At 62.6% G+C, this 26,301-nt stretch carries 22 protein-coding genes, 1 tRNA gene and 2 pseudogenes; 12 read left to right on the forward strand and 13 right to left on the reverse strand.

The window, feature by feature from the left end; genetic code table 11:
* Positions 1–27 precede the first annotated feature (27 nt).
* Positions 28–492, forward strand: a complete 465-nt coding sequence (locus tag NLY37_RS17200; RefSeq protein WP_023671953.1) for an NfeD family protein — start codon at positions 28–30, stop codon at positions 490–492.
* Positions 493–579: 87 nt separating this feature from the next.
* Here NLY37_RS17200 and NLY37_RS17205 read toward each other — a convergent pair whose 3' ends face one another.
* Positions 580–1,575 (reverse strand): KpsF/GutQ family sugar-phosphate isomerase, encoded by a 996-nt coding sequence (locus tag NLY37_RS17205; RefSeq protein ID WP_023740958.1) that lies wholly within the window; start codon positions 1,573–1,575, stop codon positions 580–582.
* A 150-nt stretch (positions 1,576–1,725) separates the two neighbouring features.
* On the opposite strand from NLY37_RS17205, the gene NLY37_RS17210 reads away from it, so the two are divergent.
* Positions 1,726–3,510: an outer membrane beta-barrel protein gene (locus NLY37_RS17210; RefSeq protein ID WP_031245949.1), complete on the forward strand. Its 1,785-nt coding sequence runs from the start codon at positions 1,726–1,728 to the stop codon at positions 3,508–3,510.
* On the opposite strand, the gene galU is transcribed toward NLY37_RS17210, so the two are convergent.
* Complete coding sequence (galU, locus tag NLY37_RS17215) at positions 3,511–4,416, reverse strand: UTP--glucose-1-phosphate uridylyltransferase GalU (RefSeq protein ID WP_023714035.1); 906 nt, start codon at positions 4,414–4,416, stop codon at positions 3,511–3,513.
* 207 nt (positions 4,417–4,623) lie between these two features.
* Between galU and NLY37_RS17220 the strand changes: the two genes are divergently transcribed.
* Together NLY37_RS17220 and NLY37_RS17225 are read left to right on the forward strand one after the other, a co-directional pair.
* On the forward strand, positions 4,624–5,847 hold the full coding sequence (locus NLY37_RS17220; protein ID WP_023714036.1) for a lytic murein transglycosylase: 1,224 nt from the start codon (positions 4,624–4,626) through the stop codon (positions 5,845–5,847).
* A gap of 102 nt (positions 5,848–5,949) precedes the next feature.
* Positions 5,950–7,155, forward strand: a complete 1,206-nt coding sequence (locus tag NLY37_RS17225; RefSeq protein WP_023714037.1) for an SGNH/GDSL hydrolase family protein — start codon at positions 5,950–5,952, stop codon at positions 7,153–7,155.
* On the opposite strand, the gene NLY37_RS17230 is transcribed toward NLY37_RS17225, so the two are convergent.
* Positions 7,152–8,606: a glutamate synthase subunit beta gene (locus NLY37_RS17230; protein WP_023671207.1), complete on the reverse strand. Its 1,455-nt coding sequence runs from the start codon at positions 8,604–8,606 to the stop codon at positions 7,152–7,154. The two genes, NLY37_RS17225 and NLY37_RS17230, sit on opposite strands and share 4 nt — an antisense overlap.
* Positions 8,607–8,746: 140 nt before the next feature.
* Complete coding sequence (gene gltB, locus NLY37_RS17235) at positions 8,747–13,498, reverse strand: glutamate synthase large subunit (protein WP_023740956.1); 4,752 nt, start codon at positions 13,496–13,498, stop codon at positions 8,747–8,749.
* A 509-nt stretch (positions 13,499–14,007) separates the two neighbouring features.
* On the opposite strand from gltB, the gene NLY37_RS17240 reads away from it, so the two are divergent.
* The gene (locus NLY37_RS17240) at positions 14,008–15,057 is read left to right on the forward strand and encodes a threonine aldolase family protein (protein WP_023686416.1); all 1,050 of its coding nucleotides are present in this window, start codon (positions 14,008–14,010) and stop codon (positions 15,055–15,057) included.
* Positions 15,058–15,075: 18 nt separating this feature from the next.
* Entirely contained in the window at positions 15,076–15,972 is an 897-nt protein-coding gene (locus NLY37_RS17245; RefSeq protein WP_023740955.1) for an MBL fold metallo-hydrolase, read from the forward strand.
* Here the strand turns inward: NLY37_RS17245 and NLY37_RS17250 are convergent.
* Positions 15,969–16,733 (reverse strand): sulfite exporter TauE/SafE family protein, encoded by a 765-nt coding sequence (locus tag NLY37_RS17250; RefSeq protein WP_023686418.1) that lies wholly within the window; start codon positions 16,731–16,733, stop codon positions 15,969–15,971. The genes NLY37_RS17245 and NLY37_RS17250 overlap by 4 nt on opposite strands.
* A gap of 157 nt (positions 16,734–16,890) precedes the next feature.
* Positions 16,891–17,358, reverse strand: coding sequence for an Hsp20 family protein (locus NLY37_RS17255; protein WP_023671202.1), 468 nt, complete (start codon positions 17,356–17,358; stop codon positions 16,891–16,893).
* Positions 17,359–17,816: 458 nt separating this feature from the next.
* Here NLY37_RS17255 and NLY37_RS17260 point away from each other — a divergent pair, with 458 nt between their 5' ends.
* From NLY37_RS17260 to NLY37_RS17275, 4 genes and pseudogenes are all read left to right on the forward strand, one after another.
* Positions 17,817–18,776, forward strand: a complete 960-nt coding sequence (locus tag NLY37_RS17260) for an alpha/beta fold hydrolase (protein WP_023735042.1) — start codon at positions 17,817–17,819, stop codon at positions 18,774–18,776.
* 164 nt (positions 18,777–18,940) lie between these two features.
* Positions 18,941–19,111 carry a hypothetical protein gene (locus tag NLY37_RS17265; protein ID WP_023683236.1) on the forward strand — a complete coding sequence of 57 codons (171 nt, stop codon included), beginning with the start codon at positions 18,941–18,943 and terminating at the stop codon, positions 19,109–19,111.
* A gap of 3 nt (positions 19,112–19,114) precedes the next feature.
* Positions 19,115–19,354: a DUF1127 domain-containing protein gene (locus tag NLY37_RS17270; RefSeq protein ID WP_023683235.1), complete on the forward strand. Its 240-nt coding sequence runs from the start codon at positions 19,115–19,117 to the stop codon at positions 19,352–19,354.
* Between the two features lie 124 nt (positions 19,355–19,478).
* Positions 19,479–20,299 (forward strand): annotated as a pseudogene (locus NLY37_RS17275) (helix-turn-helix transcriptional regulator).
* A 12-nt stretch (positions 20,300–20,311) separates the two neighbouring features.
* On the opposite strand, the gene hisN reads toward NLY37_RS17275, so the two are convergent.
* Both hisN and NLY37_RS17285 read right to left on the reverse strand, forming a co-directional pair.
* Entirely contained in the window at positions 20,312–21,085 is a 774-nt protein-coding gene (gene hisN, locus NLY37_RS17280) for a histidinol-phosphatase (protein ID WP_023691771.1), read from the reverse strand.
* Positions 21,086–21,422: 337 nt separating this feature from the next.
* On the reverse strand, positions 21,423–22,364 hold the full coding sequence (locus tag NLY37_RS17285; protein WP_023714042.1) for an N-formylglutamate amidohydrolase: 942 nt from the start codon (positions 22,362–22,364) through the stop codon (positions 21,423–21,425).
* A gap of 164 nt (positions 22,365–22,528) precedes the next feature.
* Here NLY37_RS17285 and cpdR point away from each other — a divergent pair, with 164 nt between their 5' ends.
* Positions 22,529–22,891, forward strand: a complete 363-nt coding sequence (cpdR, locus tag NLY37_RS17290) for a cell cycle two-component system response regulator CpdR (protein WP_023671195.1) — start codon at positions 22,529–22,531, stop codon at positions 22,889–22,891.
* Between the two features lie 111 nt (positions 22,892–23,002).
* A tRNA-Val gene (locus NLY37_RS17295) sits at positions 23,003–23,077 on the forward strand.
* Between the two features lie 206 nt (positions 23,078–23,283).
* On the opposite strand, the gene NLY37_RS17300 is transcribed toward NLY37_RS17295, so the two are convergent.
* The 5 genes and pseudogenes from NLY37_RS17300 to fcl form a co-directional block, all read right to left on the reverse strand.
* The gene (locus tag NLY37_RS17300; RefSeq protein ID WP_245260022.1) at positions 23,284–23,571 is read right to left on the reverse strand and encodes a DUF982 domain-containing protein; all 288 of its coding nucleotides are present in this window, start codon (positions 23,569–23,571) and stop codon (positions 23,284–23,286) included.
* Positions 23,572–23,683: 112 nt separating this feature from the next.
* Complete coding sequence (locus NLY37_RS17305; RefSeq protein ID WP_348626545.1) at positions 23,684–24,106, reverse strand: DUF982 domain-containing protein; 423 nt, start codon at positions 24,104–24,106, stop codon at positions 23,684–23,686.
* A 64-nt stretch (positions 24,107–24,170) separates the two neighbouring features.
* Positions 24,171–24,634, reverse strand: a pseudogene (locus NLY37_RS17310) (Hsp20 family protein).
* A gap of 406 nt (positions 24,635–25,040) precedes the next feature.
* Positions 25,041–25,247, reverse strand: coding sequence for a hypothetical protein (locus tag NLY37_RS17315; protein WP_023710933.1), 207 nt, complete (start codon positions 25,245–25,247; stop codon positions 25,041–25,043).
* A gap of 81 nt (positions 25,248–25,328) precedes the next feature.
* Positions 25,329–26,297, reverse strand: a complete 969-nt coding sequence (gene fcl / locus NLY37_RS17320) for a GDP-L-fucose synthase (RefSeq protein WP_023740954.1) — start codon at positions 26,295–26,297, stop codon at positions 25,329–25,331.
* Positions 26,298–26,301: the final 4 nt, after the last annotated feature.

Consider the following 26,301-nt stretch of genomic DNA (forward strand, 5'->3'; position numbering starts at 1 on the left):
TCAAACAAGAACTAGGAGCGCACTCCCATGTTCGACCGCATCATTTCCGAACTTGGTCCGTGGAACTGGATGGTTCTGGGCTTCGTCCTCCTGGTGATGGAGGTCATCGCGCCTGGAATATTCATGCTGTGGATCGGCATCGCCGCATTGGTGATCGGTGTGATTTCCCTGCTCGTCTGGGACGCAAGCTTCTGGGCCTGGGAAGTCCAGGTCCTCGCCTTCCTGGCCCTGTCGCTGGTCTCGGCCTTTGCCGGAAAGAAGCTGGTTGGTGGGCGTAATACCCCTAGCGACCAGCCGCTGCTCAACCGGCGCGGCGCGCAGTTGGTCGGCAGGATGGCAACGCTGGCCGAGCCGATCAAGGACGGTCGCGGCCGCATCAAACTCGGCGACACACTGTGGCGCGTCTCCGGTCCCGACCTGCCGGCCGGCACGCAGGTGCGCGTCGTCAGTTCGGCCGACACCGATCTGGAACTGACCGTCGAGGCAGTTTGACATTTCGAAAGCGCATGGCGCTTTCGATCCGGAAAATCAGGCCGCGTCGCCTAGGGCTTCCCGAACGCGACGCGTCCTTTGATTTTTTCAGGCGGCGCCGATGCGCAGCAGGTCGTGCAGATGAACCAGTCCCACGAGCCGCCTGCCTTCGACCACCATCAGGCTCGTAATGGCCGAATTATTGATAATCTGCAGCGCCGTCGCCACCAGCGTATCCGGTGTCGCCGTCTTCGGCTTTTTCGTCATCACCTGATCGACGCTCATTTCCATGAGATTGCTGCCGATGTGGCGCCTGATGTCGCCATCGGTGATGATGCCAACCAAAGCGCCGTCGGCGGCTGTGATGGCCACGCAGCCGAATCCCTTGCTCGACAATTCCAGGATCGCCTCGCGCATGCCGGTGCCCGAAGCCACCAATGGCAGCCTGTCGCCGACATGCATGATCTCGTGGATTTGCGTCAGATTGGCGCCGAGCTGGCCACCGGGATGGAAGGTGCGGAAATGGTCGGGCGTGAAGCCGCGCGCTTCGAGCAGCGCGATGGCCAGCGCATCGCCGACGACCAGCTGCAGAAGCGTCGATGTCGTCGGCGCCAGACCGTGCGGACAGGCTTCCGGCACCGACGGCAGGAGCAGCACCACGTCGGCCGCGCGCGCCAGCGCCGAGGCCGCGCCCGCGGTAATCGCAATCAGCGGGATCGAGAAGCGCCTGGAATAGGCGACGATGCCCATCAATTCTTTGCTCTCGCCGGACCATGACATGGCGATGATGGCATCGTCTCTGGCGATCATGCCGAGGTCGCCATGGTTTGCTTCCGCCGGATGGACGAAGAAGGCGGGCGTACCGGTCGAGGCCAGCGTGGCCGCGATCTTGGAGCCTATATGACCACTCTTGCCGACGCCGGTGACGATGACCCGGCCATCGATGCGCGACACGATGTCGACGGCGCTGGCGAAAGGTTCGGCCAATTCGTTCTCCAGCGCGGCGGCCAATGCCGCCACTCCGGCCTGTTCCGTGGCTACCGTTCTCAGCGCCGAGGCGATCGAAGCCTCCAAAGGCTTCTTTTCTTGGGATCCCGCATGCATGGCTGATGCGATTAGCGCTTTGCCGTTCGCGTGTCCAACAGAATTGCCGTCCAGCCATGTCCGACAGGCCGCCCTTCAACCCTCCGTTAACCATCCCCGTTTACGGTTCGGTAAGTATGGCGCGCTTGCGCCGCGCAAGCAGTGGTGACGATGTCGCGGGCCCAGCCTCAAGAGAAAAAAGGTCGAACGGGCAGAGCCTTTTGCGCTCTGCTTCTGGCGACGAGCGTGCTCGCTTTGCTGCGGCCAACTGCGCTTCATGCCCAGGAGACCGAGCTGCGCGGCGAGGTTTCGGAATCGGCGATCCTGTCCGACCAGCAGCGCCGGGCCAGGCAATTGAGCAAGGCCAGCACGCAGGTCAAGCCCGCCCCTGCCGACCCCGCCCCCACGGGAAACACGCCAACCGCTTATGTGCCGGCCAGCGATGGCGCCTTGCCTGACGACACCGACCCGTCACAGGCCGGCGCAAACAGCATTTTCGACCCGCCGGCGACCATCGACGATTCGTTCGCCGACAAGCCGCCAACCGTCCAGCCACGCCGTCCGTCGACGGCAAAGCAACGCGCCGCCGCGGATGCAGACCAGGCCAAGGACAAAACCAAGGCTGCCGACAAGAAGAAGCCTGGCAAAGCCACGGACCAGACCACCACCGGAACGACCCCGGACGGCACTGCGGCAGGCGACGCCGATCAGGACACAGCTAACCGCCGTGTCCTCACCGTCGACGGCGTCGACCGACGAAAGCTCGACCCCGGCGCCGAGCGCACCAACGCCATCGAGGGCCAGAAGAAGAAGCTCGAGGACGACCCGTACGCGGCAACCGGCATCAAGGTCGGCTCGTTCCTGCTGCGGCCGACGCTCGAGCAGGGCGTTGCCGTCACGTCGAACGCCGATTCCAGCGCTGGCGGCAAGTCGGCGGTGCTGTCCGAAACGGCGCTGCGTTTCTCCGCCGCCTCCGATTGGCGCGAGAATTCGGCGGTCATCGACGGCTACGGCAATTTCCGCAACACCATTTCGGGCCAGAAGATCAATGAGGCACGCGGCCGTATCCAAGGCACGTACAATGTCGACCTCGACAATGAACTGCGCGCCATCGCCAAGCTCGGCTACGAGATTGCGCCGGAATCGGCCTCCGCGCCCGACGCCATTGCCGGCGTCAAATCGCAGCCGATCCGCCAGACGGTCGACGGCAGCCTCGGCGTCGAGAAGGACGTTGGCAAGATGCGCTTTGCGCTGACCGGCGCAGTCACCCACGACATCTATGGCGATGCCGAACTTACCGATGGCACCTCGCTGTCGCAGAAGGACCAGGACAACACGCTCTATACCGCAACGTTGCGGACCGGCTATGAAATTTCCCCGGCTCTGACGCCCTTTGCCGAGATTGAGCTCGGCCGCCGGGTATATGACCAACGGATCGACAACAAGGGCTTCGAGCGCTCTTCGACCCGGCTTGGCGCACGCGCCGGTATCGAAGTCGACATGGGCGAGAAGCTCAAAGGTGAGTTCTCGGCCGGCTGGCTGCGGGAAGCGATCGACGACAAGAACCTGGAGGCGATTTCGGGAGCCACCATCAATGCCGACCTCAAATGGTCGCCCGAGCGCGGCACCATCATCGGCCTCACCGGGCGAACCACGGTCGAAGGCACAACGAATGCCGGTGAGAGCGGCGACATCCTCTATTCCGGCCGCCTCACCGGCGAGCGGCAGATCCGCGCCGACCTGACCGGCAACGCAGCCCTTGGGCTCGACTGGCGCAATTACACCGGCTCCGACGGCCATGACATGACACTGAGTGCAGAGGCCGGGCTGACCTGGTGGCTGAACCGTTACGTCGGTCTCACCAGCCGCGCCCGCACCGAAAAGCTGACCAGCAATCTGCCCGGGCGCAACTACACCGCCAACAGCATCTATTTGGGGCTGAAGCTGCAGCGGTAGCTAAAAAGCAGCGCCGCGACGCTCGGACGGCTTCATCTCATCGAGCAGCGTGCGGATGACGCCGGCCATGTTCTCGTTCATGTCGCTGCGCCACAGCGCGAAGGCGACATTGGCCTCGACGAACCCTTCCGGCGAGCCGCAATCGAAGGTGCGGCCCTGAAAGTGGTAGCCAAAGAAGGGCTGCTGCTTTTCCAGCTTCAGCATCGCGTCGGTGAGCTGGATCTCGTTGCCGGCGCCCTTTTCCTGGCTTTCCAGGATCTTGAAAATCTCGGGCTGCAGGATGTAGCGGCCGTTGATGTAGAGATTGGACGGTGCGGTGCCGGTCTTCGGCTTTTCGACCATCTCGGTGATGCGGAAGCCGTGATGCGTGTCCTCGCCCCGGCCGACAATGCCATATTTGTGGGTCTCGGCCGGATCGCATTCCTGCACGGCGATGATGTTGTTGCCCGTCTCCTCGTAGAGCTCGACCATGGCCTTCGTGCAGCTCTTCTCCGACTGCATGATCATGTCGGGCAGCAACAGCGCGAAGGGTTCGTCGCCGACCAGTTCACGGGCGCACCAGACGGCATGGCCAAGCCCCATCGGCACCTGCTGGCGGGTGAAGGAGGTCTGCCCAGGCGCCGGCTGCAGCCGCTGCAGGCGGGCCAACTGCTCGTCCTTGCCGCGCTGTGCCAGCGTATCATAGAGCTCGAACTGGATATCGAAATGGTCTTCTATGACCGCCTTGTTGCGGCCGGTGACAAAGATGAAATGTTCGATGCCGGCCTCGCGCGCCTCATCAACGACATACTGGATGACGGGCCGGTCGACGACGGTCAGCATCTCCTTGGGGATGGCCTTTGTGGCCGGGAGAAACCGTGTGCCGAGACCGGCGACCGGGAAAACTGCCTTGCGAACTCGCTTCATGCGTCAATTATCCGTTTGAGGGCGTGCCCGGCAATCCCGCCTCGCGACATTTTCGCGCCGGAATTGTGGATTATCGGGCCATTGAGGGAAACATCAACCGGTAAAGCATCCAGGTGTCTTTTCGTTCCAGGCGCCGCCTATGGTAAACCAATTGCTAACCCGGTTCGGCGATGAATGGTCTTTCCTGAGATAAAGAAAGGGGAAAATATGTCCGTTCGCAGTGCCGCAAAACTCTTTACCAGCGTGCTGACGGCGGCCAGCCTCTCGCTCGCCTTGCTGATGCCGGCCGGACCGGCCTTCGCCGATGCCGGGTTTCGGCAATGGGTCGCCGGCTTCCGCGCCACCGCCGTGGCGGGCGGCGTTTCCGGCGCGGTCTACGACCGGGCGTTCCGGGGCATCAATGAACCCGACCCGGTGGTGCTGGAAAAGGCACGCACCCAGCCCGAATTCACCGCACCTGCCTGGGACTATTTCGACAACCGCGTCCACGACCAGTCCGTTGCCGTCGGCCAGCAGATGGCCAGGAAATGGAAGCCGTGGCTGGAACGGATCGAGGCGAGGTTCGGCGTCGACCGCTACATCCTGCTCGCCATCTGGTCGATGGAATCGAATTATGGCGAGATCCTCAAGCGCGACGACATCATGCGCAATGTCATCCGCTCGCTGGCAACCCTCGCCTATGGCGACCCGAAGCGTTCGAAATTCGCCCGCACCCAATTGGTCGCCGCGCTGAAAATCCTGCAGACCGGCGACATCGACGAAAGCCACCTGATGGGCTCCTGGGCCGGCGCCATGGGCCAGACCCAGTTCATCCCGACCAGCTACCAGCATTATGCCGTCGACATGGACGGCAACGGCAAGCGCGACATCTGGAATTCGATCCCCGATGCGTTGGCGACATCAGCCAATCTGCTGAAGAAGAATGGCTGGCAGGGCGGCAAGACCTGGGGCTACGAGGTCACCATTCCGGCGGGCAAACTGCCGGCCGGCTCGAAGACATTGGCGCAGTGGCAGGCGCTCGGCGTCGCCAGGGCCAATGGCAAGCCGTTCAAGAACGCAACCGACAAGGCGACGCTGAAAGTGCCGGACGGCCGCGGCGGACCGGCCTTCCTGATGATCAAGAACTTCTCCGTCATCAAGGCCTACAACAACGCCGACAAATATGCCCTGGCCGTCGGCCTTCTTGCCGACGAAATCGCCGGCTCTAATGGTCTGGTGCAGGACTGGAAGCGGCCTTTCACCAAACTGTCCTTCGAGGAAAGGCAGGAGTTGCAGAAGCGGCTTTCGCAGCACGGACTTTACGACGGCAAGTTCGACGGCAAGATCGGTGACGGCACGAAAACCGCCATCATGACCTATCAGGCAACGGTCGGCTTGACCCAGGACGGGTATCCGAGCATGGAAGTGCTCAAATGGCTCAGAAAGAAATAGAGCCATCGGCAGCGCCGCGCATTGCGGCGCACAAGGATGCCGTAGCATTGATGTGTGCACGATCCTCTGCGAGGGCCATGCACCAAGGGATGGAGAGGGTGCTTGGTTTCGGCAGCGCGTATCCGTGTGATCGTTTTCCGCTTGCCGATCCTCGTTCTGGCCATCGTTGTCCTGGCGACGGGGGTCGCCGGCAGTTTCCACACACCGGCTTTGGCGCAGGAACAACCGCAGAACCGCGGCTGGTCGCTGCGCGACCTTCTGTTCCCGCGCCGCAGCGAACGCATCGAGCCGCCGCTCGACGTCCGCAAGGCAAAGCCGAAGGTCAAGAAGAAGCCCCGTGCACCCCTTGAACCTTCCGCTCCGATTGTCGAGAAGACACCGGATGCCCGCGTCGTTCTGGTGATCGGCGATTTCATGGCCAACGGCCTGGCCGAAGGCCTCGAAACAGCCTTTGCCGACAATGCCAACGTCAGGATCGTCGAGCGCGCCAACGGTTCTTCGGGTTTCGTGCGCGATGATGTCTACAATTGGCCCGAACAGGTCAAATCGCTGGTCGAGACCGAAAAACCCTCCGTGGTCGTCGTCATGCTCGGCTCCAACGACCGCCAGCAGATGCGCGTCAACGATGTGCGCGAGCAGCCGCGCTCCGAGAACTGGACCAAGGAATACGAACGCCGGACCGAAGCCTTGGGAAAGGCACTGGCGGCGACCAAGGTGCCTTATCTGTGGGTCGGCATGCCAGCCTTCAAGACGCCGAAGATGACCTCCGACATGCTCGCCTTCAACGACATCTACCACTCTGCTGCCGAGAAGAACGGCGGCGAATTCGTCGATGTCTGGGATGGGTTCGTCGACGAGAACGGCGCCTTTGTCTCGACCGGCCCCGACATTAACGGCCAGGCCGTGCGGCTGCGCTCCGACGACGGCATCAACGTCTCGAAAGCCGGCAAGCGAAAGCTCGCCTTCTACACCGAAAAGCCGCTGGCCAAGATCCTCGGCCTGGCAGCGCCAGGAAGCGTGGTGACGGCTGCCGCACCGGCCGGCGCCCCGGTCGAGGCGCCGTCGCTGCCCGCCGCCCCGATCGTGGTCGACCGCACCGTTCCGATGCTGCTCAACGATCCGGCGCTCGACGGCGGGACCGAGCTTCTCGGTGCGGCGGCGGCGCCGAAAGCCAATCCGGATCTGCCCGGCGAAAAACTAATCCTCGAAGGCAAGGCGCCCGAGGCCTCGCCCGGTCGCGCCGACGACTTCTCCTGGCCGCCCAAGGCCGCTGCCGCGACGGATACGACGACGGCGATCAACCGTTAACGGGGGAGTACCGTCGACCCCATCAGCGCTTCATCGATCGAGCGCGCGGCCTGGCGGCCTTCGCGGATCGCCCACACAACCAGCGACTGGCCGCGGCGCACATCACCTGCGGCGTAGAGCTTGTCGACGCTGGTCTTGTAGTCGCGATCGTTGGCTTCGACATTGCGGGAACGGCGGCTGTCGGTGGTGATTTTCATCTCACCGTCCAACTCTTTCGCCACGCCGGCGGCAGCCGGTCCGGCAAAGCCGATGGCGATGAAGGCGAGGTCTGCACGGATGACGAATTCGGTGCCGGCGATCGGCTTGCGCTTCTCGTCGACTTCGCAGCATTTGACGCCGGTCAGCTGGCCGTCCTCGCCGATGAATTCGAGCGTCGCCACCTGGAATTCGCGCTCCGCACCTTCGGCCTGTGAGGACGAGGTGCGCATCTTGGTCGCCCAGTAGGGCCAGACTGAAAGCTTGTCTTCCTTCTCCGGCGGCTGCGGGCGGATGTCGAGCTGGGTGACGCGCACCGCGCCCTGGCGGAAGGCGGTGCCGACGCAGTCGGACGCGGTATCGCCGCCGCCGACGACGACGACATGCTGGCCGCCGGCGATGATCGGATGCGACGGCCAGGCCACCGACTGGATCGGCTCGCCGCCGACGCGACGGTTCTGCTGCACCAGATAGGGCATGGCGTCATAGACGCCGCCGAGATCGTCGCCCGGAATGTTGGCCGGACGCGGCGATTCCGAACCGCCGCAATAGAGCACCGCATCGTATCCGGCGAGCAACTCTGCCACCGGCTTGTCGACGCCGACATTGACGCCGCAATGGAAGGTCACGCCCTCGCCCTGCATCTGCTCGATGCGGCGGTCGATATAGTGCTTCTCGATCTTGAAGTCGGGAATGCCGTAGCGCATCAGCCCGCCGGGACGGCTCTCACGCTCATAGACGCTGACCTCGTGGCCGGCGCGGCCAAGCTGCTGCGCCGCCGCCATCCCTGCCGGGCCGGAGCCGATGACAGCGACCCGCTTGCCCGTCTTCTTCTCCGGCGGATAAGGCCGGATATGGCCGGTTTCATAAGCCTTGTCGGCGATTGCCTGTTCAACGGTCTTGATGGCAACCGGAATGTCCTCGAGGTTCAGCGTGCAGGCTTCCTCGCAGGGCGCGGGGCAGATGCGGCCGGTGAACTCGGGGAAATTGTTGGTCGAATGCAGGTTGCGGATCGCATTGTCCCAGTCGCCATTGTAGACGAGGTCGTTCCAGTCCGGGATCTGGTTGTGGATCGGGCACCCGGTCGGCCCGTGGCAGAACGGGATGCCGCAATCCATGCAGCGCGCGGCCTGTTTCTCGACCTCCTTGTCCGACATCGGCAGCGTGAATTCGCGGAAATGCCGGATGCGGTCGGAGGCCGGCTGGTACTTGTGCACCTGCCGGTCGATTTCGAGAAAGCCTGTTACCTTGCCCATAGTCCAGTTCCTGCTGTCCAGATGGTGCGGTTTTCGCACCCGTTAACCCCTTGAGGCAGCCATGGCAACCTTGCATCCGAGGTCAAACTGTCGCTGAAAGTTCCGCCGGGAAGCCTGCGCCTCCCGGCAAGTCGAAAAACCTATTCCGCCGCCACGCCCATGCGCATGCGTTCCATCTCGATCAGCGCGCGGCGGTATTCGACCGGCATGATCTTGCGGAATTTCGGCCTGAAGATCGTCCAGTCGTCGAGTATCTCGCGGCCGCGTACCGAACCGGTGAAATGGACGTGGTTCGAGATAAGCTGGTAAAGCCGTTCCTCGTCATGGGTGGTCATGTCGCCCGAGACGTCGACGCGACCCTTGTGGTCGAGGTCACCGCCATGATGCAGCAGCCTTTCCATCAGATCGTCTTCTTCCGGAACCGGCTCCAGCTCGACCATCGCCATGTTGCAGCGCGCGGCGAAATCGCCGGCCTCATCCAGAACATAGGCCACGCCGCCCGACATGCCGGCAGCGAAGTTGCGACCGGTCTGGCCGATGACGACGACGATGCCGCCGGTCATGTATTCGCAGCCATGATCGCCGACGCCTTCCACGACGGCGGCGACGCCCGAATTGCGCACCGCGAAGCGCTCGCCGGCGACACCGGCGAAATAGGCCTCGCCCTCGGTCGCGCCATAGAGGACGGTGTTGCCGACGATGATCGATTCCGCCGCGACGATCCTGGACTCCTCCGGCGGCCGGATGACGATGCGTCCGCCCGACAGGCCCTTGCCGACATAGTCGTTGGCCGCACCCACGAGTTCGAACGAGATGCCGCGCGCCAGGAAGGCGCCGAACGACTGGCCGGCTGTGCCGGTCAGCTTCACCTGGATCGTGTCCTCGCGCAGGCCCTTGTGCCTGAAGCGCTTGGCGACTTCGCCCGACAGCATGGCGCCCGTGGAGCGATCGACATTGCGGATGTCGACCTCGATCTTGACCGGCTGCTTGCTTTCGAGCGCGGGCTTCGCCAGTTCGATCAGCTTGCGATCGAGTACATCGTCGATCGGGTGTTTCTGCCGTTCGGTCCAGTGCACCGCCTCATGCGGCGCGTCCGGCTTGAAGAACATCTTGCCGAAATCGAGCCCACGCGCCTTCCAATGCTGGATCATCTCGCGCTTTTCCAGCAGGTCGCTGTCGCCGATGATCTGGTCGATATGGGTGTAGCCCATCTCGGCCAGCAGCCCCCTCACCTCTTCCGCAACATAGAAGAAGAAGTTGATGACATGCTCGGGCGTGCCCTTGAAACGCTTGCGCAGAACCGGGTCCTGCGTCGCGACGCCGACCGGGCAGGTGTTCAAGTGGCACTTGCGCATCATGATGCAGCCGGCCGCGATCAGCGGCGCGGTCGAGAAGCCGAACTCGTCGGCACCGAGCAGCGCACCGATGATGACGTCGCGCCCCGTGCGCAAGCCACCATCGACCTGCAGCGCAACGCGCGAGCGCAGCCCGTTCAGCACCAGCGTCTGGTGCGTCTCGGCTAGGCCCATTTCCCACGGGCTGCCGGCATGCTTGAGCGAGGTCAGCGGCGACGCGCCGGTGCCGCCATCATAGCCCGATATGGTGATGTGGTCGGCGCGTGCCTTGGCGACGCCGGCCGCAACCGTACCGACACCGACTTCCGACACCAGCTTGACCGATACGTCGGCCGCCGGGTTGACGTTCTTCAGATCATAGATCAGCTGCGCCAGATCCTCGATCGAATAGATGTCGTGATGCGGCGGCGGCGAGATCAGGCCGACGCCAGGCGTCGAGTGCCGGACCTTGGCGATGGTGGCGTCGACCTTGTGGCCGGGCAGCTGGCCGCCCTCACCGGGCTTGGCGCCCTGCGCGACCTTGATCTGCATGACATCGGAATTGACGAGATACTCGGCGGTGACGCCAAACCGCCCCGAGGCGACCTGCTTGATCGCCGAACGTTCGGGATTCTTGCTGCCGCCGGGCAGCGGCAGATAGCGGTCGGCCTCTTCGCCGCCCTCGCCGGTGTTCGACTTGCCGCCGATCTGGTTCATGGCGCGCGCCAGCGTCGTGTGTGCCTCGCGCGAGATCGAGCCGAACGACATCGCCCCGGTCGAGAAGCGCTTGACGATATCGGCCGCCGACATCACGTCCTCTATCGCCACCTTCTTGCGGCCGGTCTCTTCCGCAAGCTTGATCCTGAACAGGCCGCGTATGGTCTGAGCACGGGCCGTCTCGCTGTCGATCTGCGCGGAATACTCCTTGAACGTCTCCCACGAGCCCTGACGCACGGCGTGCTGCAAGGTGGCGACGGCGTCGGGCGACCACATATGGGCTTCGCCGCGCATGCGGTACATGTACTCGCCGCCGACCTCGAGGCTGTTGCGCAGCACCGGATCGTTGCCGAAACCGTCGGTGTGGCGGCTGAGCGTCTCGGCCGCGACCTCGTCCAGGCCGACACCTTCGATCAGCGTCGCTGTGCCGGTGAAGTACTTCTCGACGAAATCCGACTTCAGCCCGATGGCGTCGAATATCTGCGCGCCGCAATAGGACTGATAGGTGGAGATGCCCATCTTCGACATCACCTTGAGGATGCCCTTGCCGATCGACTTGATGTAGCGCGAGACCACCTCGTAGGCGTCAACCTCAGCCGGCAGTTCGCCACGCTTGTGCATGTCGAGCAGCGTATCGAAGGCAAGGTAGGGGTTGATCGCCTCGGCGCCGTAGCCGGCGAGACAGCAGAAATGATGCACTTCGCGTGGCTCGCCGGATTCCACGACCAGGCCGACCGCGGTGCGCAGACCCTTGCGGATCAGATGGTGGTGCACGGCAGCCGTCGCCAGCAGTGCCGGAATGGCGATACGGTCGGGACCGACCTGGCGGTCGGACAGGATGATGATGTTGTAGCCGCCGGCGACAGCGGCTTCCGCCCGCTCGCACAGACGCTCGACGGCGCCCTGCATGCCGGCCGCGCCCTCGCTCGACCCGTAGGTGATGTCGATGGTCTTGGTGTCGAAACGGTCCTCGGTGTGGCCGATCGAGCGGATCTTTTCCAGATCGCCATTGGTCAGGATCGGCTGGCGCACTTCGAGCCGCTTGCGGCGCGAATTGCCGACCAGGTCGAAGATGTTGGGCCGCGGCCCGATGAACGAGACAAGGCTCATCACCAGCTCCTCGCGGATCGGGTCGATCGGCGGGTTGGTGACCTGGGCGAAATTCTGTTTGAAATAGGTGTAGAGCAGCTTCGACTTGTCCGACATCGCCGAGATCGGCGTGTCGGTGCCCATCGAACCCACGGCTTCCTGGCCGGTGGTCGCCATCGGCGACATCAACAGCTTGGTGTCTTCCTGCGTGTAGCCGAAAGCCTGCTGGCGATCGAGCAGGCTGACATCCTTGCGCAGCGCGCGCGGCTCGACCGGCTTCAGATCCTCGAGGATCAGCTGCGTGTTGTTGAGCCAGGTCTTGTAGGGATGCCTGGTGGCGATCTCCGACTTGATCTCCTCGTCGGAAATGATGCGGCCCTTGGCGAGGTCGATCAGAAGCATGCGGCCGGGCTGCAGCCGCCACTTCTTGACGATCCTCTCCTCCGGCACCGGCAGCACGCCGGCCTCTGACGCCATGATGACGCGGTCGTCGTCGGTGACGATGTAGCGCGCCGGGCGCAGCCCGTTGCGGTCGAGCGTGGCGCCGATCTGGCGGCCGTCGGTGAAGGCGACCGCGGCCGGCCCGTCCCACGGCTCCATAAGCGCTGCATGGTATTCGTAGAAAGCCTTGCGATCGGCATCCATCAGCTTGTTGCCGGCCCAGGCTTCCGGGATCAGCATCATCATGGCGTGGCTGAGGCTGTAGCCGCCCTGGAACAGGAATTCGAGCGCATTGTCGAAGCACGCCGTGTCGGACTGGCCGTCATAGGAGATCGGCCACAGCTTGGAGATGTTGTTGCCGAACAGTTCGGAATCGACCGAGGCTTGGCGCGCCGCCATCCAGTTGTTGTTGCCGCGCACCGTGTTGATCTCGCCATTATGCGCGACCATGCGGTAGGGGTGCGCGAGCTTCCATGACGGGAAGGTGTTGGTCGAGAAGCGCTGGTGGACGAGGATCAGCGCGGTCTCGAAACGCGGATCCGACAAATCCTTGTAATAGGCGCCGACCTGGTAGGCCAGGAACATGCCCTTGTAGACGATGGTACGCGCCGATAGCGACACACAGTAGGCGCCGATATCCTTGTTGTTGTTCTCGGCGTAGATGCGGCCGGAAATCACCTTGCGCAGCAGGTACAGCCTGGCCTCGTATTCCTCGTCATCTGGAATGTCCGATGTGCGGCCGATGAAGACCTGGCGATGGAACGGTTCGGAGGCCGCAATATCGGGCGCCTTCGACAGCGATGAATTGTCGACCGGCACGTCGCGAAAGCCGAGCAGCGGCAGCCCTTCTGACTGCGCCGATTCGGCGATGATCTCTTCGATATGGGCGCGCAGTGCCGCATCCTGCGGCATGAACCAGTGGCCGACGCCGTATTGGCCTGCCGCCGGCAGTTCGACGCCCTGGGCCGCCATCTCTTCGCGGAAGAAATGATCGGGGATTTGCACCAGCACGCCGGCGCCGTCGCCCATCAGCGGATCGGCGCCGACAGCGCCGCGATGCGTCAGGTTTTCGAGCACGAAGAGCCCGTCCTTGACGATCTGGTGCGACTTCACGTTCTTCATGTTGACGATGAAGCCGACGCCGCACGCGTCATGCTCGTTGCGCGGATCGTAGAGACCCTGCGCGGCCATACCGTTGCCGGTCAGGCCGTTGGTGGTTCGGCCTTCTTTGGTCAGAACGGTATTTTTAACGGCTGCCGCTTTCGTCTGCGCGGCCTGGCCGATAATCGCAGATGGCGTCAGTTCCGTCATCGTCCTGTCCTCCGATCCGGCCCCTTGCACGTCTAGCATTTGGGGCGCTGGTCTACCTTGGGAAGCGACTGGCTTCCGCTCTCATTCTTGCGGCACGTCTTTTCGAAATCCTTGGCGGTCCGTGCGGTGCACCGCCGGTTCGTATCCGGTATCGTACAGGCCACAGCCGAGCCGTCTACCCGTCGCTCGCGGCAACGGCCGGAGTGGCCCAAATGATACGCCAATCCAGCCTGACTTGTGCGACAAAATAAGACAGCACTACTGTCCTAAATTTTTATGGCAGAAATCCTGGGCGCACACAAGACCGATTCACCAAATTCTTGGACGTTTGGCGACAGAAAATTACGTCGGGCGCTGTTGAAACGAAATTTCGGTCCCGGCACTCCTTCGTGATCGCCTTTGGCTTTACCGCTTTTTCAGCCCTTGGCCCTTGCGCGTCAAACCCCGAAACGGCCATGGTCGCGCTCTTGTCGCAACCAGACTTTCTCAACCAGGCAGGGACTTTCCTGATGTTCTTTGCATCCGACAACTGGGCGGGCGTCCATTCCAACATTGCCGCCGGGCTGTCAGCCAATGCTGGCGGCTTTTCGACCGCCTATGGCGATGGCGATCTCGACCGGGCCGTCTACCAGCGTTTCAGCGAGATCTTCGAACGCGAGGTCGCGGTGTTCTTCGTCGCTACCGGCACGGCGGCCAACTCGCTGTCCCTGGCCGCTTACAACAAGCCCGGCGGCATTTCCTTTGCGCACCGCGAATCGCACATCATCGAGGACGAATGCGGCGCGCCGGAATATTTCAGCGGCGGCTCGCGTCTCCATGCTGTCGACGGCGCCCTGGGCAAGATCGATCCGCACAATCTTGAACGCGCCGTCGCCCGTTTCGCACCCGAAATCGTCCATTGGGGACGCCCGACGGCCGTCTCGATCACCCAATCGACCGAAGTCGGCACAGTGTACGGGCTCGACGACATTTCCACCATTTCGGAGATCGCCAAACGCTTTTCCCTGCCGCTGCATATGGACGGCGCCCGTTTTGCCAACGCATTGGTCGCGCTTGAGACGACGCCGGCCGAAATGACCTGGAAGCGCGGCGTCGACATCGTCTCGTTCGGCGGCACCAAGAACGGCTGCTGGTGCGCCGAAGCGGTGGTGCTGTTCGATCTAGACCGCGCCAAGGAGTTGTCCTTCCTGCGCAAGCGCGCCGCACAGCTGTTCTCCAAGTCGCGCTTCATCGCAGCGCAGTTCGACGCCTACTTCACGGACGGCCTGTGGCTGGACACGGCCCGTCATGCCAATGCCATGGCCGCGCGCCTGGCGGCTGCGATCGAGGATTCGGCAACGGCGAAGCTCGCCTGGTTGCCGCAGGCCAACGAGGTGTTCGCGGTGATGAAAAAGGCGGAAGCCGAAAGGCTGCAATCCGTCGGCGCAGCCTTTTACGACTGGCACAGGCCGCACGGCTTCGACGGCCATGTCGGCGAGGACGAGTTGCTCTATCGCTTCGTCACCAGCTTTGCCACGACTTCAGATGAGGTCGATCGCTTCGGCCAGATGATCGCCTGAACCCGCGAGACCGCGCCAATGACAAAGCCACCTCTCGGCTCAACCATGCGGCTGGTTCGCCCGGCGCCAAACGTGCTCGGCTTCTACGATGGCCGCGTTGACGGCGTTCGCGCCTGGTCGGACGAGCCGAACTGGCTGGACGACGGCGCCTATGCCCTCGGCATCTGCACCTATGCGATCGTCGATGGCTCGCAGGCGCTTGTCTACGACACGCATATTTCGCTGCCTCACGCGCGCTTCATCAGGCAGACGCTCGAAGACATGGGCGCAACATCGATCCGAATCGTGCTCAGCCACTGGCATGACGATCATATTGCCGGCAATGAGGTGTTTCAGGATTGCGAGATTATCGCCAACACGCTCACCGCCTCGGCGCTCGCGAACAACCGGGCGGAGATCGAAAGCAGTGTTCCACCGATCAAGCCTCTCGTGCTGCCGAACAGGACCTTCGAAGGCAGTCTTGACCTCACCGTTGGATCGATCGCCGTCGAGCTGCGTCAGGTCGAAATCCACAGCCATGACGGCACGGTGCTGTTCATGCCTGGGAACGGCCTGCTGCTGGCGGGCGACACGCTGGAGGATCCGATCACCTATGTCAGCGAGGCGGATCGGCTGGCGCAACATCTGGTCGATCTCGAACGCATGAGCGGGTGGCCGATAGACCGCATCTTGCCCAATCACGGCTCGCTCGAAGCGATTGAGCGAGGCGGCTACGACAAAGGCCTCATCGCCGCCACGCAAGCCTACGTTCAAAAACTGCTTCGCTGCCGGCGTGAGCCTGATCTTGCGAAGCAGGATCTGAAAACCTTCGGCGCCGACATATTCGCCACGGGCGCGGTCGAGTACTTCGCGCTGTACGAGCCCGTCCACCGGCAAAACATCGAGGCCGTTCTCGCAACCGGCACCGGTCGCTAAGCAAGGAAAGGCCGCGCCAAAAGCTCGAGGCCAAGCAAGATCAGGAAAACAAGAAACCAGCGCCGGAAGGTCGCCGGGCTGATCCGCTGCCGGAGCAACTGTCCGAGCCACATGCCGAGCAAGGCCGGCGCAACCGCCAGCGACGACATGGCGACATGCCCGACCTGGAACGCGCCGTGCGAGGCAAGGCCGGCAGCGAGCGCGATCGTCGACACGGTGAAGGACAGGCCGAGCGCCTGGATCAGATCGTCACGGCTCAAGCCCAGCGCCTGAATGTAAGGTACAGCGGGCACGACGAACACGCCGGTGCCGCCGGTGACGATGCCGGTAAGGAAACCGACGATGGGCGACGACCAGCGCTCGGCTGACGCGGGAACCGTCAACTGCCGCGCCAGCAGCGTATAGACGGCATAGACGATCAGCGCCGCCCCGAGGCCGGCCGTCGTCCATTTGACATTGTCGCTGGCCAGCAGCCATGAGCCGGCCAGCGTGCCGGCGACGATGCCGACCATCATCAGCCACAGCCGCCTGAGGATCCATCCGAAGCTCGGGCCGGCAAACAGCTGCCAGATATTGGTGACGAAGGACGGCACGATCAGCAGCGAAGCCGCGGCGACCGGCGGCATGATTGTGCCCAGCAGCCCCATCGCCAACGTCGGCAGTCCCATACCGGTAACGCCCTTGACAATGCCGGCCAGCAGGAAGGTCACCGCAATGGTTGCCGTTAGGGCCAGGGAAAAATCAGCCGAAAGATCAGACATCGCCCTTCATGGGAAGACGGCGCCCGCCGCAAAAGAGCCAGAACTCTTCGGTTGGGGTGACAGAGGCTGCGGCGAAAAAAAGCGGCCCCTCGCGGCGCCGCTTTCGTCTCGGGAGGAGACGCTTTCAACCTTGGGCGTTGTGACGCCGCCGTCTTGATCACGCGGCGTTCTTGGCCTCGATCTGCTTGGCGTTGGCCGAAGAGGCGGTAATCGCGATCTTGCGCGGCTTCAGCTCCTCGGGGATGTTGCGCTTAAGGTCGACGAAAAGCAGGCCGTTCTTCAGGGTGGCGCCGACGACCTCGACATGGTCGGCAAGCTGGAAGCGGCGCTCGAACGAACGCGAGGCAATGCCGCGGTAGAGCAGCTCGGAGCCTTCGCCATTGCCCTCTTCCTTGCGCTCACCCTTGACGGTCAGCACGTTGCGGTGGGCTTCGATCGAAATCTCTTCGTCCGAGAAGCCGGCAACCGCCATCGAGATGCGATAGGCGTCCTCGCCGGTGCGCTCGATGTTGTAGGGCGGATAGGTCTGCGCGCCATCGGGCTGGGCCAGCGAGTCGAGCATGGTGAACAGGCGGTCGAAGCCGACGGTCGAGCGATAGAGCGGGGAAAAATCAACGTGACGCATGAGGTGTTCTCCTGTTGAGCAACATGTTTGCGTGTGGCCGGTGCGAAACCCTGGAAAGGCGTTTCGGGTGGACCAGCAGCCCCGACATCGGCGGCTGCATCCGACATTTGGGGAGCGCAAAAGCGCATTTCAAGGATTTTTGAAGAGCGCCAATCGAGGCGTCGATGAACGGCAGATGAACCGCTGCTTCGGCGCCCGTTCAGCCGGCCGGCGCTAGAGTGCCCCCAGGATAAAGAACCAGGCGGCGCCGGATGAAAGCGCCGCGACGAGGCCGACCGGGTGTAACGTCCCTTCCTCCCGGATCGACAGAGGCCGGAAGCACGCCGCCGCAGGCTGCTTCCGGCCTTGCTTGTCGTTCGTCCGCCCCCTTGGCGTCCTCCCTTTGCTTTTCATCCATTGGCGTCTATCACCATGCCGACGCCCTGCCGGGTGAGACACCACGAAGACGCAAGCGCCTAATGACGGATCTCTTCCATCCCACGCCAGGCAATCCGCCGCCGCAAAATGTCGCCGGCGGCTTTTTCACCACGCGCGACGGCAAGAAGATCCGCTACGGCCTGTTTGCCGCGGTCACCCGGCCGCTGAAAGGCACCGTCGTGCTGCTGCCCGGCCGCAACGAGTGCATCGAGAAGTATTTCGAAACCATCCGCAACCTGACCGACCGCGGCCTCGGCGTCGCCACGCTCGACTGGCGCGGCCAGGGCGATTCCGACCGGCTGATCGCCGATCCGCAACGCGGCTATGTCCGCTCTTTCTACGATTACACCGGCGACCTCGAACAGTTCTTCGAGGATATCGTGCTGCCCGACTGCCGCGGCCCGTATTACATCCTCGCCCATTCGATGGGCGCCGTGATCGCGCTGCTCGCGGCGCCGTCGATGGTCAACCGGGTGCGTCGCATGGTGCTGATTGCGCCTTTCCTGACGGTGCCCGACTCGCCCGTGTCGGCAAAAACCGCGCGCCGCGTCTGCTCGATATTGTGCTTTCTCGGCCTCGGCCGGCTCTACGCCGCCTGGGGTCCGCGTCCCAGGGAAACCCTGCCCTTCGCCCTCAACAAGGTGACATCGGACCCCGGGCGCTATCAGCGCAACACGAAAATCTACGAGCACTATCCGCAACTGGCGCTCGGCGGGCCGACGATCCGCTGGCTGCAGGCGGCAATCAAGGCAGGCGAAGCCATCAGTGAGCCCGACTTCATGGCCAGGATCCAGGTGCCGCTGCTGATGATCGCCGCCGGCGCCGATCAGGTCGTCTCGACCAAGGCCGTGGAAGCCTATGCCAGGCGTCTGCGTCTGGGCTCGCTGCTGATGATCGATGGCTCGAAACACGAGATCCTGCAGGAGGCCGATGTCTATCGCGAGCAGTTGCTCGCCGCCTTCGACGCCTTCATACCCGGCAACGGCGACCCGACAGCCTGATGCCGCCGGCGCTGCATGTTGCGGCGCCTTGAGCTTGCGCCTGCTGACAGCCTTCTGTCAGGAGCAGCGCCGGCAGCACCCAAAGAGCTAAAGATTCTGACAGCCGGTGCCGCCCCGGAATGCTCATCTCTCCGTGTCGAACCGAACGCCAAGGAGATGACGTCATGACCGAGAAAACCTGCGCTGCCTGCGATTGCCAGCTGGACGCCAATCCGATCCGCGTCAAGGTCGGCGGCAAGACCGTCGAGGTCTGCTGTGAGGAATGCGCGATTGCGCTGAACGAAGCCGGCGCATCAGTGGCCGGCGCATCAGTGGCTGGCAACGGGGAAGCCTGAGCGATGCGCCCCGATCATGCAGCGGCGGCGCAATGCCTCGCACATCAGCCGACAACTCAAACCGCGACGTTCCGGCGGTCCTTGCGGACACAAGGCATCGCGGCGGCAAACTGGATCGGCCGTCAACTGGAAAGGCGCCGAAGCCGCCTTGCCTTGCTCGAAATGACCGACGAACAGCTCAAGGACATCGGCCTGTCGCGCAGCCAAGCTCACTGCGAATACATGCGCCGTTTGTGGGACTGAGCCATGCCGTACGAAGGGCCCGACAGGTGAAGTCTCCTGACAGGTTTGGACAAGCCGATCGCCTAATGTGCCGGAGCAGCTTTCGGCGCAAGGGTAGAATGCAACGGCCATGTCTCAGCTCACCATGTCGCAGTTCACGGTACAGACGCTTCTGGACACCGGCACCGTCAGGGTGAGGGATGTCCTCTGCAGCGGCGAATGCCGGCACAAGAGCGAAGAAGAGTGCACCGCTGCCACGCATCTTGTGTTTCCCTATCGCGGCGTCTTCGTGCGCCATGTCGGCCGCAACGATGCGGTCGCCGAAGCCAACCAGTTGTTGTTCTTCAACAACGCCGAAGGCTACCGGATCAGCCATCCCGTCGAGGGTGGCGATTCCTGCCTCGATCTCGTTGTCGAGGAGGCGCAACTGCAGGAGCTGACGCCGAAGGAGCAGTTGCGCTCGGGCAGCGCCGTGGCGTTTCGTCGTCAGCGCCGCCGCATCGACCCGCGGGCTCAGGCGCTGGTGGCGGTGCTGCGCCACAGCCTGAGCCGCAACATTGCCGAAACGCTGGAGGCCGAAACCCTGGCGCTGACGCTGGTGCGGGCGCTCCCTCGGCGAGGGCACCTCGCATGCCGCCGGCGCCAGCGCTGGCCGGCAGAAGCTGGTCGATCGCGCCAAGCTCGTCCTGTCCTCGGATCTTTCGCGGCGCTGGACGCTGGCCGAGATCGCCACTGAAGTCGGGGTATCACCGGTTTATCTCACGCAGGTTTTCCAGCATGCCGCTCTATCGCTACCATCTGCGCCTGCGGCTGGCGCGCGCGCTCGACCTGCTTGGCTGCTACGACAATCTGACCACGCTCGGCCTGGACCTCGGCTTCTCCAGCCACAGTCATTTCAGCTCAGCGTTCAGGCAGGTCTACGGGCGAACGCCGGCGGAATTCCAGCGCTCGATCAAGCCGCGCTGATCGGGTCGACTATCAGCCGCGCAAGGCTGCCATTGCAGCCGCGTGAAGCTCCGGCGTTGCGGCGGCCAGGATGTCGCCGCCCTTTTCCGCCGGACCGCCCTCGAATGTGGTGACGACGCCGCCGGCCTTTTCGATGATCGGGATCAGCGCCACGATGTCGTAGGGTTTCAATCCGGGATCGGCGACGATGTCGACGCTGCCGGATGCGATCATGGCAAAGGCGTAGCAATCGGCTCCGTAGCGGGCGAGCTGGATCTGTTTCTCGAACGCGTCGTAGCGGGTGCGCGCCTCGCCCTTGAAAAGCGCCGGCGTGGTGGTGAACAAGGTCGCCTCGTCAAGCTTCGTCCTCTTGCGGGTCGACAGCTTCCGCAGCCCACCGGGGCCTTCGTAGTGGGAGCCGGAAGCGTTGGCGTAGAACAGCTCGCCGGTGAACGGCTGCGCCATCATGCCGGCGACGGCGTCACCGTCGACCGTCAACCCGACCAGCGTTCCCCACACCGGCAGGCCTGAGATGAAGGCGCGGGTACCATCGATCGGATCGATCACCCAGACATGCCTTGAGGAGATGTTTTCGCTGCCATGTTCTTCGCCAAGGATACCGTGATCGGGATACTCAGCCGAGATCAGCGCCCGAATGGCGCGCTCGGCCTCGCGGTCGGCCTCGGTGACCGGGTCGAAACTGCCTTTTTCCTTGTTGGCCACGGCGCCCTGTGCGCGGAAACGCGGCAAGGTTTCAGCCGCCGCCGCTTGCGCGATCCGGCGCATGAAATCGATGCTGATGTCCACGTGATTCTCCCGCATTACAGAGTTCCAACCCGGTCTGCCGGCACTTTCCCGCCAAAACAAGCGGGTTTATCGATTTATCAGAGACATCAGCGTTGCCGAAATGTCACACATCGGGACCATCGAAACGCATTTTCACATCAGAGTGAATTAAAAAAGCGTGGGATCGATTGACATTTGTGCATCGCACAATAAATTTGTTCTCGGACAGGTTTTCCTGTCCATGCCCTCCTTGGGCGTTTCCTCCCTAGACTTCGACCGTGTCGTGCAAACGATGCGGTCTTTTTTTACGCTGCGGGATGGCCAGCGCGGGATCTCATGAACAGCCGCCGCTCCGGCGTCATTCGGCGGCCAGCGGGAGGTCGATGAAGTGGTGGTCGGGCATCGCCATCAGGTCGGCCGAAAAGCGCGCCATATCGTCGGCCAGCGCATCGAAGCCGGCCGATTTCTGGAACGTCCGCTCATTCATGTAGAGGCCGCGATTGACCTCGATCTGCAGCGCATGCAGATGGCGCGCCGGCCGGCCGTAATGCTCGGTGATGAAACCGCCTGCATAGGGTTTGTTGTGGGCGACGGTGTAGCCCATGCCGATGAGCAGGCCGATCGCCGTCTCGGTCAGGGCCGCCGTGGCCGAGATGCCGAAACGGTCGCCGACGATGAAATCCGGCCGCAGGCCGCTGTCGCCCACCCTGATGCTCGCCGGCATCGAATGGCAGTCGATCAGCACGGCATAGCCGAACCTGGCATGGGTTCTGGTCAAAAGCCGCTTCAGCGTCTCGTGATAGGGTTTGTAGACCGCCTCTATGCGCTGGACGGCCTCCGCCAGCGGCAGACGGCCGGAATAGATGTCGAGCCCCTCACCCACCAGCTTGGGCACGGTGCCGAGCCCGCCGGCAACGCGCGCCGAGCGGATGTTGCAGAAGGACGGCACCGGCTCGGCGAACATGCGCGGGTCGAGTTCCCAGGGCTCGCGGTTGACGTCGAGGTAGGCGCGCGGAAAATTCGCCGCCAGTATCGGCGCGCCCAGCGCCACCGCGCCGCCGAACAGCTCGTCGACATAGCAGTCCTCGGAGCGGCGGATGGCGTTCCGGTCGAGCCGCGCCATGGCCAGGAAGCGGTCTGGATAATAGCGGCCGCTATGCGGTGAGTTGAAGACGAAGGGAACGCGCTGCTCGGCGCCCGATCGGATTTCGAAGGGTGGAACGACCGAAAAATCTTCGGCTGCCGTCGTCAATTTGAACGAACCCGGAAACAGCAATGCATCATGATGGGAAACTGCCACCTCATCGGCCGCATGTCCAGCATTTCGGCATGTCAGGAACCCCGTCAAATCAGGATTAATGCAGCCAACGTTCACTTGATGTTTACCGTCAGCTCCTCATATACAGGATGGTTAACGGGCTTGCCGGACGGCAGGCTCGGCTGGGGTGATTCGGACGGGACAAGATGGCACGCATTCTGCTGGCGGAAGACGACGACGACATGCGCCGGTTCCTGGTCAAGGCACTGGAGCGGGCCGGCTACCACGTCAGCGATTTCGACAATGGCGCCAGCGCCTACGAGCGGCTGCGCGAAGAACCTTTCTCCCTGCTGCTGACCGATATCGTCATGCCGGAGATGGACGGCATCGAACTCGCTCGCCGCGCCACCGAGATCGATCCCGACCTGAAGGTGATGTTCATCACCGGTTTCGCGGCCGTCGCGCTCAACCCCGATTCCAAGGCGCCGAAAGACGCCAAGGTGCTGTCCAAGCCCTTCCACCTGCGCGATCTCGTCAACGAGGTCGAAAAAATGCTGCAGGCCGCCTGAAGCACGCACAGTGTGATCTCGCCGCTTCGGCGGCGCGACAAAACGAGCCTTTCTTTCCCTTTCCGGCTATTGACGCGCTGGACCAAAAATGGTGTATGCGCGGCTTCGGATGGGCGTGTAGCTCAGCGGGAGAGCACTGCATTGACATTGCAGGGGTCACAGGTTCAATCCCTGTCACGCCCACCATCCTTTCAATAACTTAGCCAAGCCCGTTTTGGCGTACCCCTTCGACGACTTAGCCGGTAAGGCGGCCACCGCTTGTGGCAGCCGCCTCGTGTTTGTGGACATCTTAATGCATGTCGCTCAAAAGTGGCCCCGGTTTTGAGACAACGACATGCCTAAAAACAAAGACCTAAAGCGCGTCGCCTGAGTCCGTTCAAACGGGACGCGCTTTAGACGTGGTGCGGGCTTAGCGTCCTTGAAGGCGCAGGCTCGATGCCGTCCTCCATAAGAATATCCTTCTTGCGAGCGAACGCGACGAAGACGCCTCGTGCTGTCTCGGGTTCCACATCGCCAATCAGAGCGGCTTTGCAAGCGCGAATAGCAGCTCTCTGCTCCGGGCTGTTGCCACACCATTCGGCTGCGAATTGATAGGCATCCGCGACCGTGTTGAGTTGGCGGGGAAAGCCCAATCCCACCCACACCCGGACTGGCTTTTCAAAAGGTTTCGATAGCATCATGACCTCCTTTCCTAATGCATGTCACCCAGAAGTATGCCGCGGTTCTGGGACAACGACATGCATCAAAACAAAGACTTAAAGCGTGTCGCATGAATCCGTTTCGCGACGCGCTTTAGGCAGTCACTCCTCCGCCTTCGCCACCTCTGCCCATCATCCACGGCATTGTCGTGGATACTTCCTCAAGGATTCTGGCTGCTTTCGCAAAACCGCTGAACGCGTCTCTGGCTGCGGAAAGCGGATAATCGCTATCGAAAGCTCGCTGGCAGGCCCGCAATGCGGTTTGGTGAATGGGGCCGCGCCTGTCCTTCGGCCATTCATAGAGGAACTCCAGAGCGTCCTCGAGACACGTGATTTCCTGAACAAGGTTGTCGCCGCTTTTCACGAAAACGGCGCTGTCAAACATCCGATCGTTCATATGATCCTCCAAATTGAACGAACCATTGAGTTTCATGGTTTGCGCGGTCCAGGCCAACTGCAGGCGCGCGACAGAGGCGCGCCAGTACGTCCTGCAGCGATCATCTTCGTTTCTCCGCAATCACAGCCTCCCGGCCGGAACCGGGAGGCGGACCCGCAGTTCAAAGTGTGACAGATCGACAGGATTACGCGGCTTTACGCGCGCGGTCCGTGTCTTGCGTGATCTGAGTGGCGGCCGTCGGCGTGTCGCCGACGCCGATGCTAATGCGGCGCGGTTTCAGCTCTTCGGGAATCTCACGGACGATGTCGATCGAGAGGAGGCCATTCTCCAGTTTGGCTGCCTTGATCTTCATGTGGTCGGCAAGCTTGAACGTCTGCCTGAAACTGCGATAGGCGATGCCCTGGTGCAGCAGCTGACGTCCGCTCTGATCATCAGCCTTCTGGCCTACCACGACCAGTTCGGGTCCATGCTGGGTCAGCTCAACTTCATCCTGGCTGAAGCCCGCGATTCCATCGAGATACGGTAATCGTTCTCGCCGACCTTCTCGATGTTATAGGGCGGCCAGTCTGGACGCGTGCCGCTGTCAAGCATGTCGAAAAGCCGGTCGAAACCGACGGTGGTCCGATAGAGGGTATCAAAGGTTCTCATAGCCACATCCTCCTTGAAGCAACATGGGTACAAGGACGCCGCCCCGTGCGGCGCCGCCATTTATTGCCGAGCCTTATGGCCTTGGCGGAAATCGAATTAGGAGGCGCCCCAAATGAGTTCAAGAGCATCTCGAATTTTTTTTAGTAGCATCCTTCGCATCGACGGAAAGCGAAATCTGAGTTTCTACGGGACCTTCCCTTCGAACAGTCGAACAGCCCCTTGAAGTACAGATCCGGCGGGAAGTTTTCGCGCGATCTGCGCGACCGCATCGTCTACTGCCCCGCCGTCCCGTTTCGTATTCAAATGCCGGCCAGCAAGGAACCGGGTAGCGGCCTTCCGATCCGTAAATCCACCCTGTCGGGAGCGAAACGTCCCGGCACGTGCCGCGACGTTTCTGGCTCGCGGATCACTGTGGCCGCGGATCGGGCCTGTCGGGCTTGTCATGAGGGGTGTTGTTGCCTTCACGGCACGGTGTGCCGATGCCGCAGCATTTGCCGTTGTAGGTGACACCGGGCTTGGTCTTCTCGCATTCCCTCGGCGGTGCCGTCTGACACCCTGCCAGCACCGAAACCGCGATGGCGGCGAGAAATGCGTTTCTTGAAGTGATAAACATTGACGTTCTCCTTGATGGACCGTGTTTGCTACACACCGCTTGGTCGCGGGCGGCAGCGAAATGGTTCAAGGAAAATTGGAATCAGGCCGCGCCGAGGCGGACATCACCCTTCTCAATATGGTTGAGAAACCACGCATATGTCTGTTCCAATCCATCGCGAAGCGCGTAGCGCGGGCGCCATCCCGTCGCAAACAGCCGCGAAACATCCATCAACTTGCGCGGCGTGCCATCTGGCTTGGTCGTATCGAAGGCGATATCAGCCTCGACGCCGGCGACCGATGCGACGGTCTGGGCAAGTTCGGCAATGGTGACATCCTCGCCCGAACCGACATTGACGTGGCTGTCGCCGGCATAATTCTTCAACAGCCAGACCAAGGCATCGGCGGCGTCGTCGACATGCAGGAATTCACGCCGTGGCATGCCCGAGCCCCAGACCTCGAGGCTGTTGCCGCCGCTCAGCGCCAGCGCATGCGCCTTTCGCATCAGGGCCGGCACGACATGGCTGGACTGGAGATCGAAATTGTCGCCAGGACCGTAAAGGTTGGCCGGCATCGCCGAGATGTAGTCGACGCCATGCTGGCGCCGATAGGCCTGGCACAGTTTGAGCCCGGCGATCTTGGCGATCGCATACCATTCATTGGTGGGTTCGAGCGGACCGGTCAGCAGCGCGTCTTCCCTGATCGGCTGCGGCGCGAGCTTTGGATAGATGCAGGACGAGCCGAGAAACAAAAGCTTGCCGACCTCGCTGCGAAAGGCGCCGTCAATGACATTGCCCTGCATAACCAGGTTTTGCTGCAGGAAATCGACAGGGAACCGGTCATTGGCCAGGATACCGCCGACTTTGGCGGCCGCCATCACCACCGCATCCGGCCTGTGCTCGGCCATCCAGCGCCGCACCCCTGCCTGGTCGAGCAGGTCGAGCCTGTCGCGCGATATGGTGAGTATCTCGCAGTCCTCGCTCGCCAGCCGGCGCACGACGGCCGAACCGACCATGCCGCGATGCCCGGCGACGAAGACACGCTTGCCTTTCAGATCAAAGGTCGCATCCATGAAC

Source organism: Mesorhizobium sp. C395A, assembly GCF_030323205.1.
Taxonomy (GTDB): Bacteria; Pseudomonadota; Alphaproteobacteria; order Rhizobiales; family Rhizobiaceae; genus Mesorhizobium.

What these genes read in the sequence shown, in the direction of transcription:
- NLY37_RS17260 (WP_023735042.1), top strand. Translation starts at nt 17,817, where the DNA reads ATGACGGATCTCTTCCATCCCACGCCAGGCAATCCGCCGCCGCAAAAT.
- NLY37_RS17255 (WP_023671202.1), bottom strand. Translation starts at nt 17,358, where the DNA reads ATGCGTCACGTTGATTTTTCCCCGCTCTATCGCTCGACCGTCGGCTTC.
- cpdR (WP_023671195.1), top strand. Translation starts at nt 22,529, where the DNA reads ATGGCACGCATTCTGCTGGCGGAAGACGACGACGACATGCGCCGGTTC.
- NLY37_RS17200 (WP_023671953.1), top strand. Translation starts at nt 28, where the DNA reads ATGTTCGACCGCATCATTTCCGAACTTGGTCCGTGGAACTGGATGGTT.
- NLY37_RS17230 (WP_023671207.1), bottom strand. Translation starts at nt 8,606, where the DNA reads ATGGGCAAGGTAACAGGCTTTCTCGAAATCGACCGGCAGGTGCACAAG.
- galU (WP_023714035.1), bottom strand. Translation starts at nt 4,416, where the DNA reads ATGAAGCGAGTTCGCAAGGCAGTTTTCCCGGTCGCCGGTCTCGGCACA.
- NLY37_RS17220 (WP_023714036.1), top strand. Translation starts at nt 4,624, where the DNA reads ATGTCCGTTCGCAGTGCCGCAAAACTCTTTACCAGCGTGCTGACGGCG.
- NLY37_RS17205 (WP_023740958.1), bottom strand. Translation starts at nt 1,575, where the DNA reads ATGCATGCGGGATCCCAAGAAAAGAAGCCTTTGGAGGCTTCGATCGCC.
- NLY37_RS17265 (WP_023683236.1), top strand. Translation starts at nt 18,941, where the DNA reads ATGACCGAGAAAACCTGCGCTGCCTGCGATTGCCAGCTGGACGCCAAT.
- NLY37_RS17250 (WP_023686418.1), bottom strand. Translation starts at nt 16,733, where the DNA reads ATGTCTGATCTTTCGGCTGATTTTTCCCTGGCCCTAACGGCAACCATT.
- NLY37_RS17245 (WP_023740955.1), top strand. Translation starts at nt 15,076, where the DNA reads ATGACAAAGCCACCTCTCGGCTCAACCATGCGGCTGGTTCGCCCGGCG.
- NLY37_RS17300 (WP_245260022.1), bottom strand. Translation starts at nt 23,571, where the DNA reads ATGATGCTATCGAAACCTTTTGAAAAGCCAGTCCGGGTGTGGGTGGGA.
- fcl (WP_023740954.1), bottom strand. Translation starts at nt 26,297, where the DNA reads ATGGATGCGACCTTTGATCTGAAAGGCAAGCGTGTCTTCGTCGCCGGG.
- NLY37_RS17240 (WP_023686416.1), top strand. Translation starts at nt 14,008, where the DNA reads ATGTTCTTTGCATCCGACAACTGGGCGGGCGTCCATTCCAACATTGCC.
- NLY37_RS17210 (WP_031245949.1), top strand. Translation starts at nt 1,726, where the DNA reads ATGTCGCGGGCCCAGCCTCAAGAGAAAAAAGGTCGAACGGGCAGAGCC.
- gltB (WP_023740956.1), bottom strand. Translation starts at nt 13,498, where the DNA reads ATGACGGAACTGACGCCATCTGCGATTATCGGCCAGGCCGCGCAGACG.
- NLY37_RS17270 (WP_023683235.1), top strand. Translation starts at nt 19,115, where the DNA reads ATGCGCCCCGATCATGCAGCGGCGGCGCAATGCCTCGCACATCAGCCG.
- NLY37_RS17315 (WP_023710933.1), bottom strand. Translation starts at nt 25,247, where the DNA reads ATGTTTATCACTTCAAGAAACGCATTTCTCGCCGCCATCGCGGTTTCG.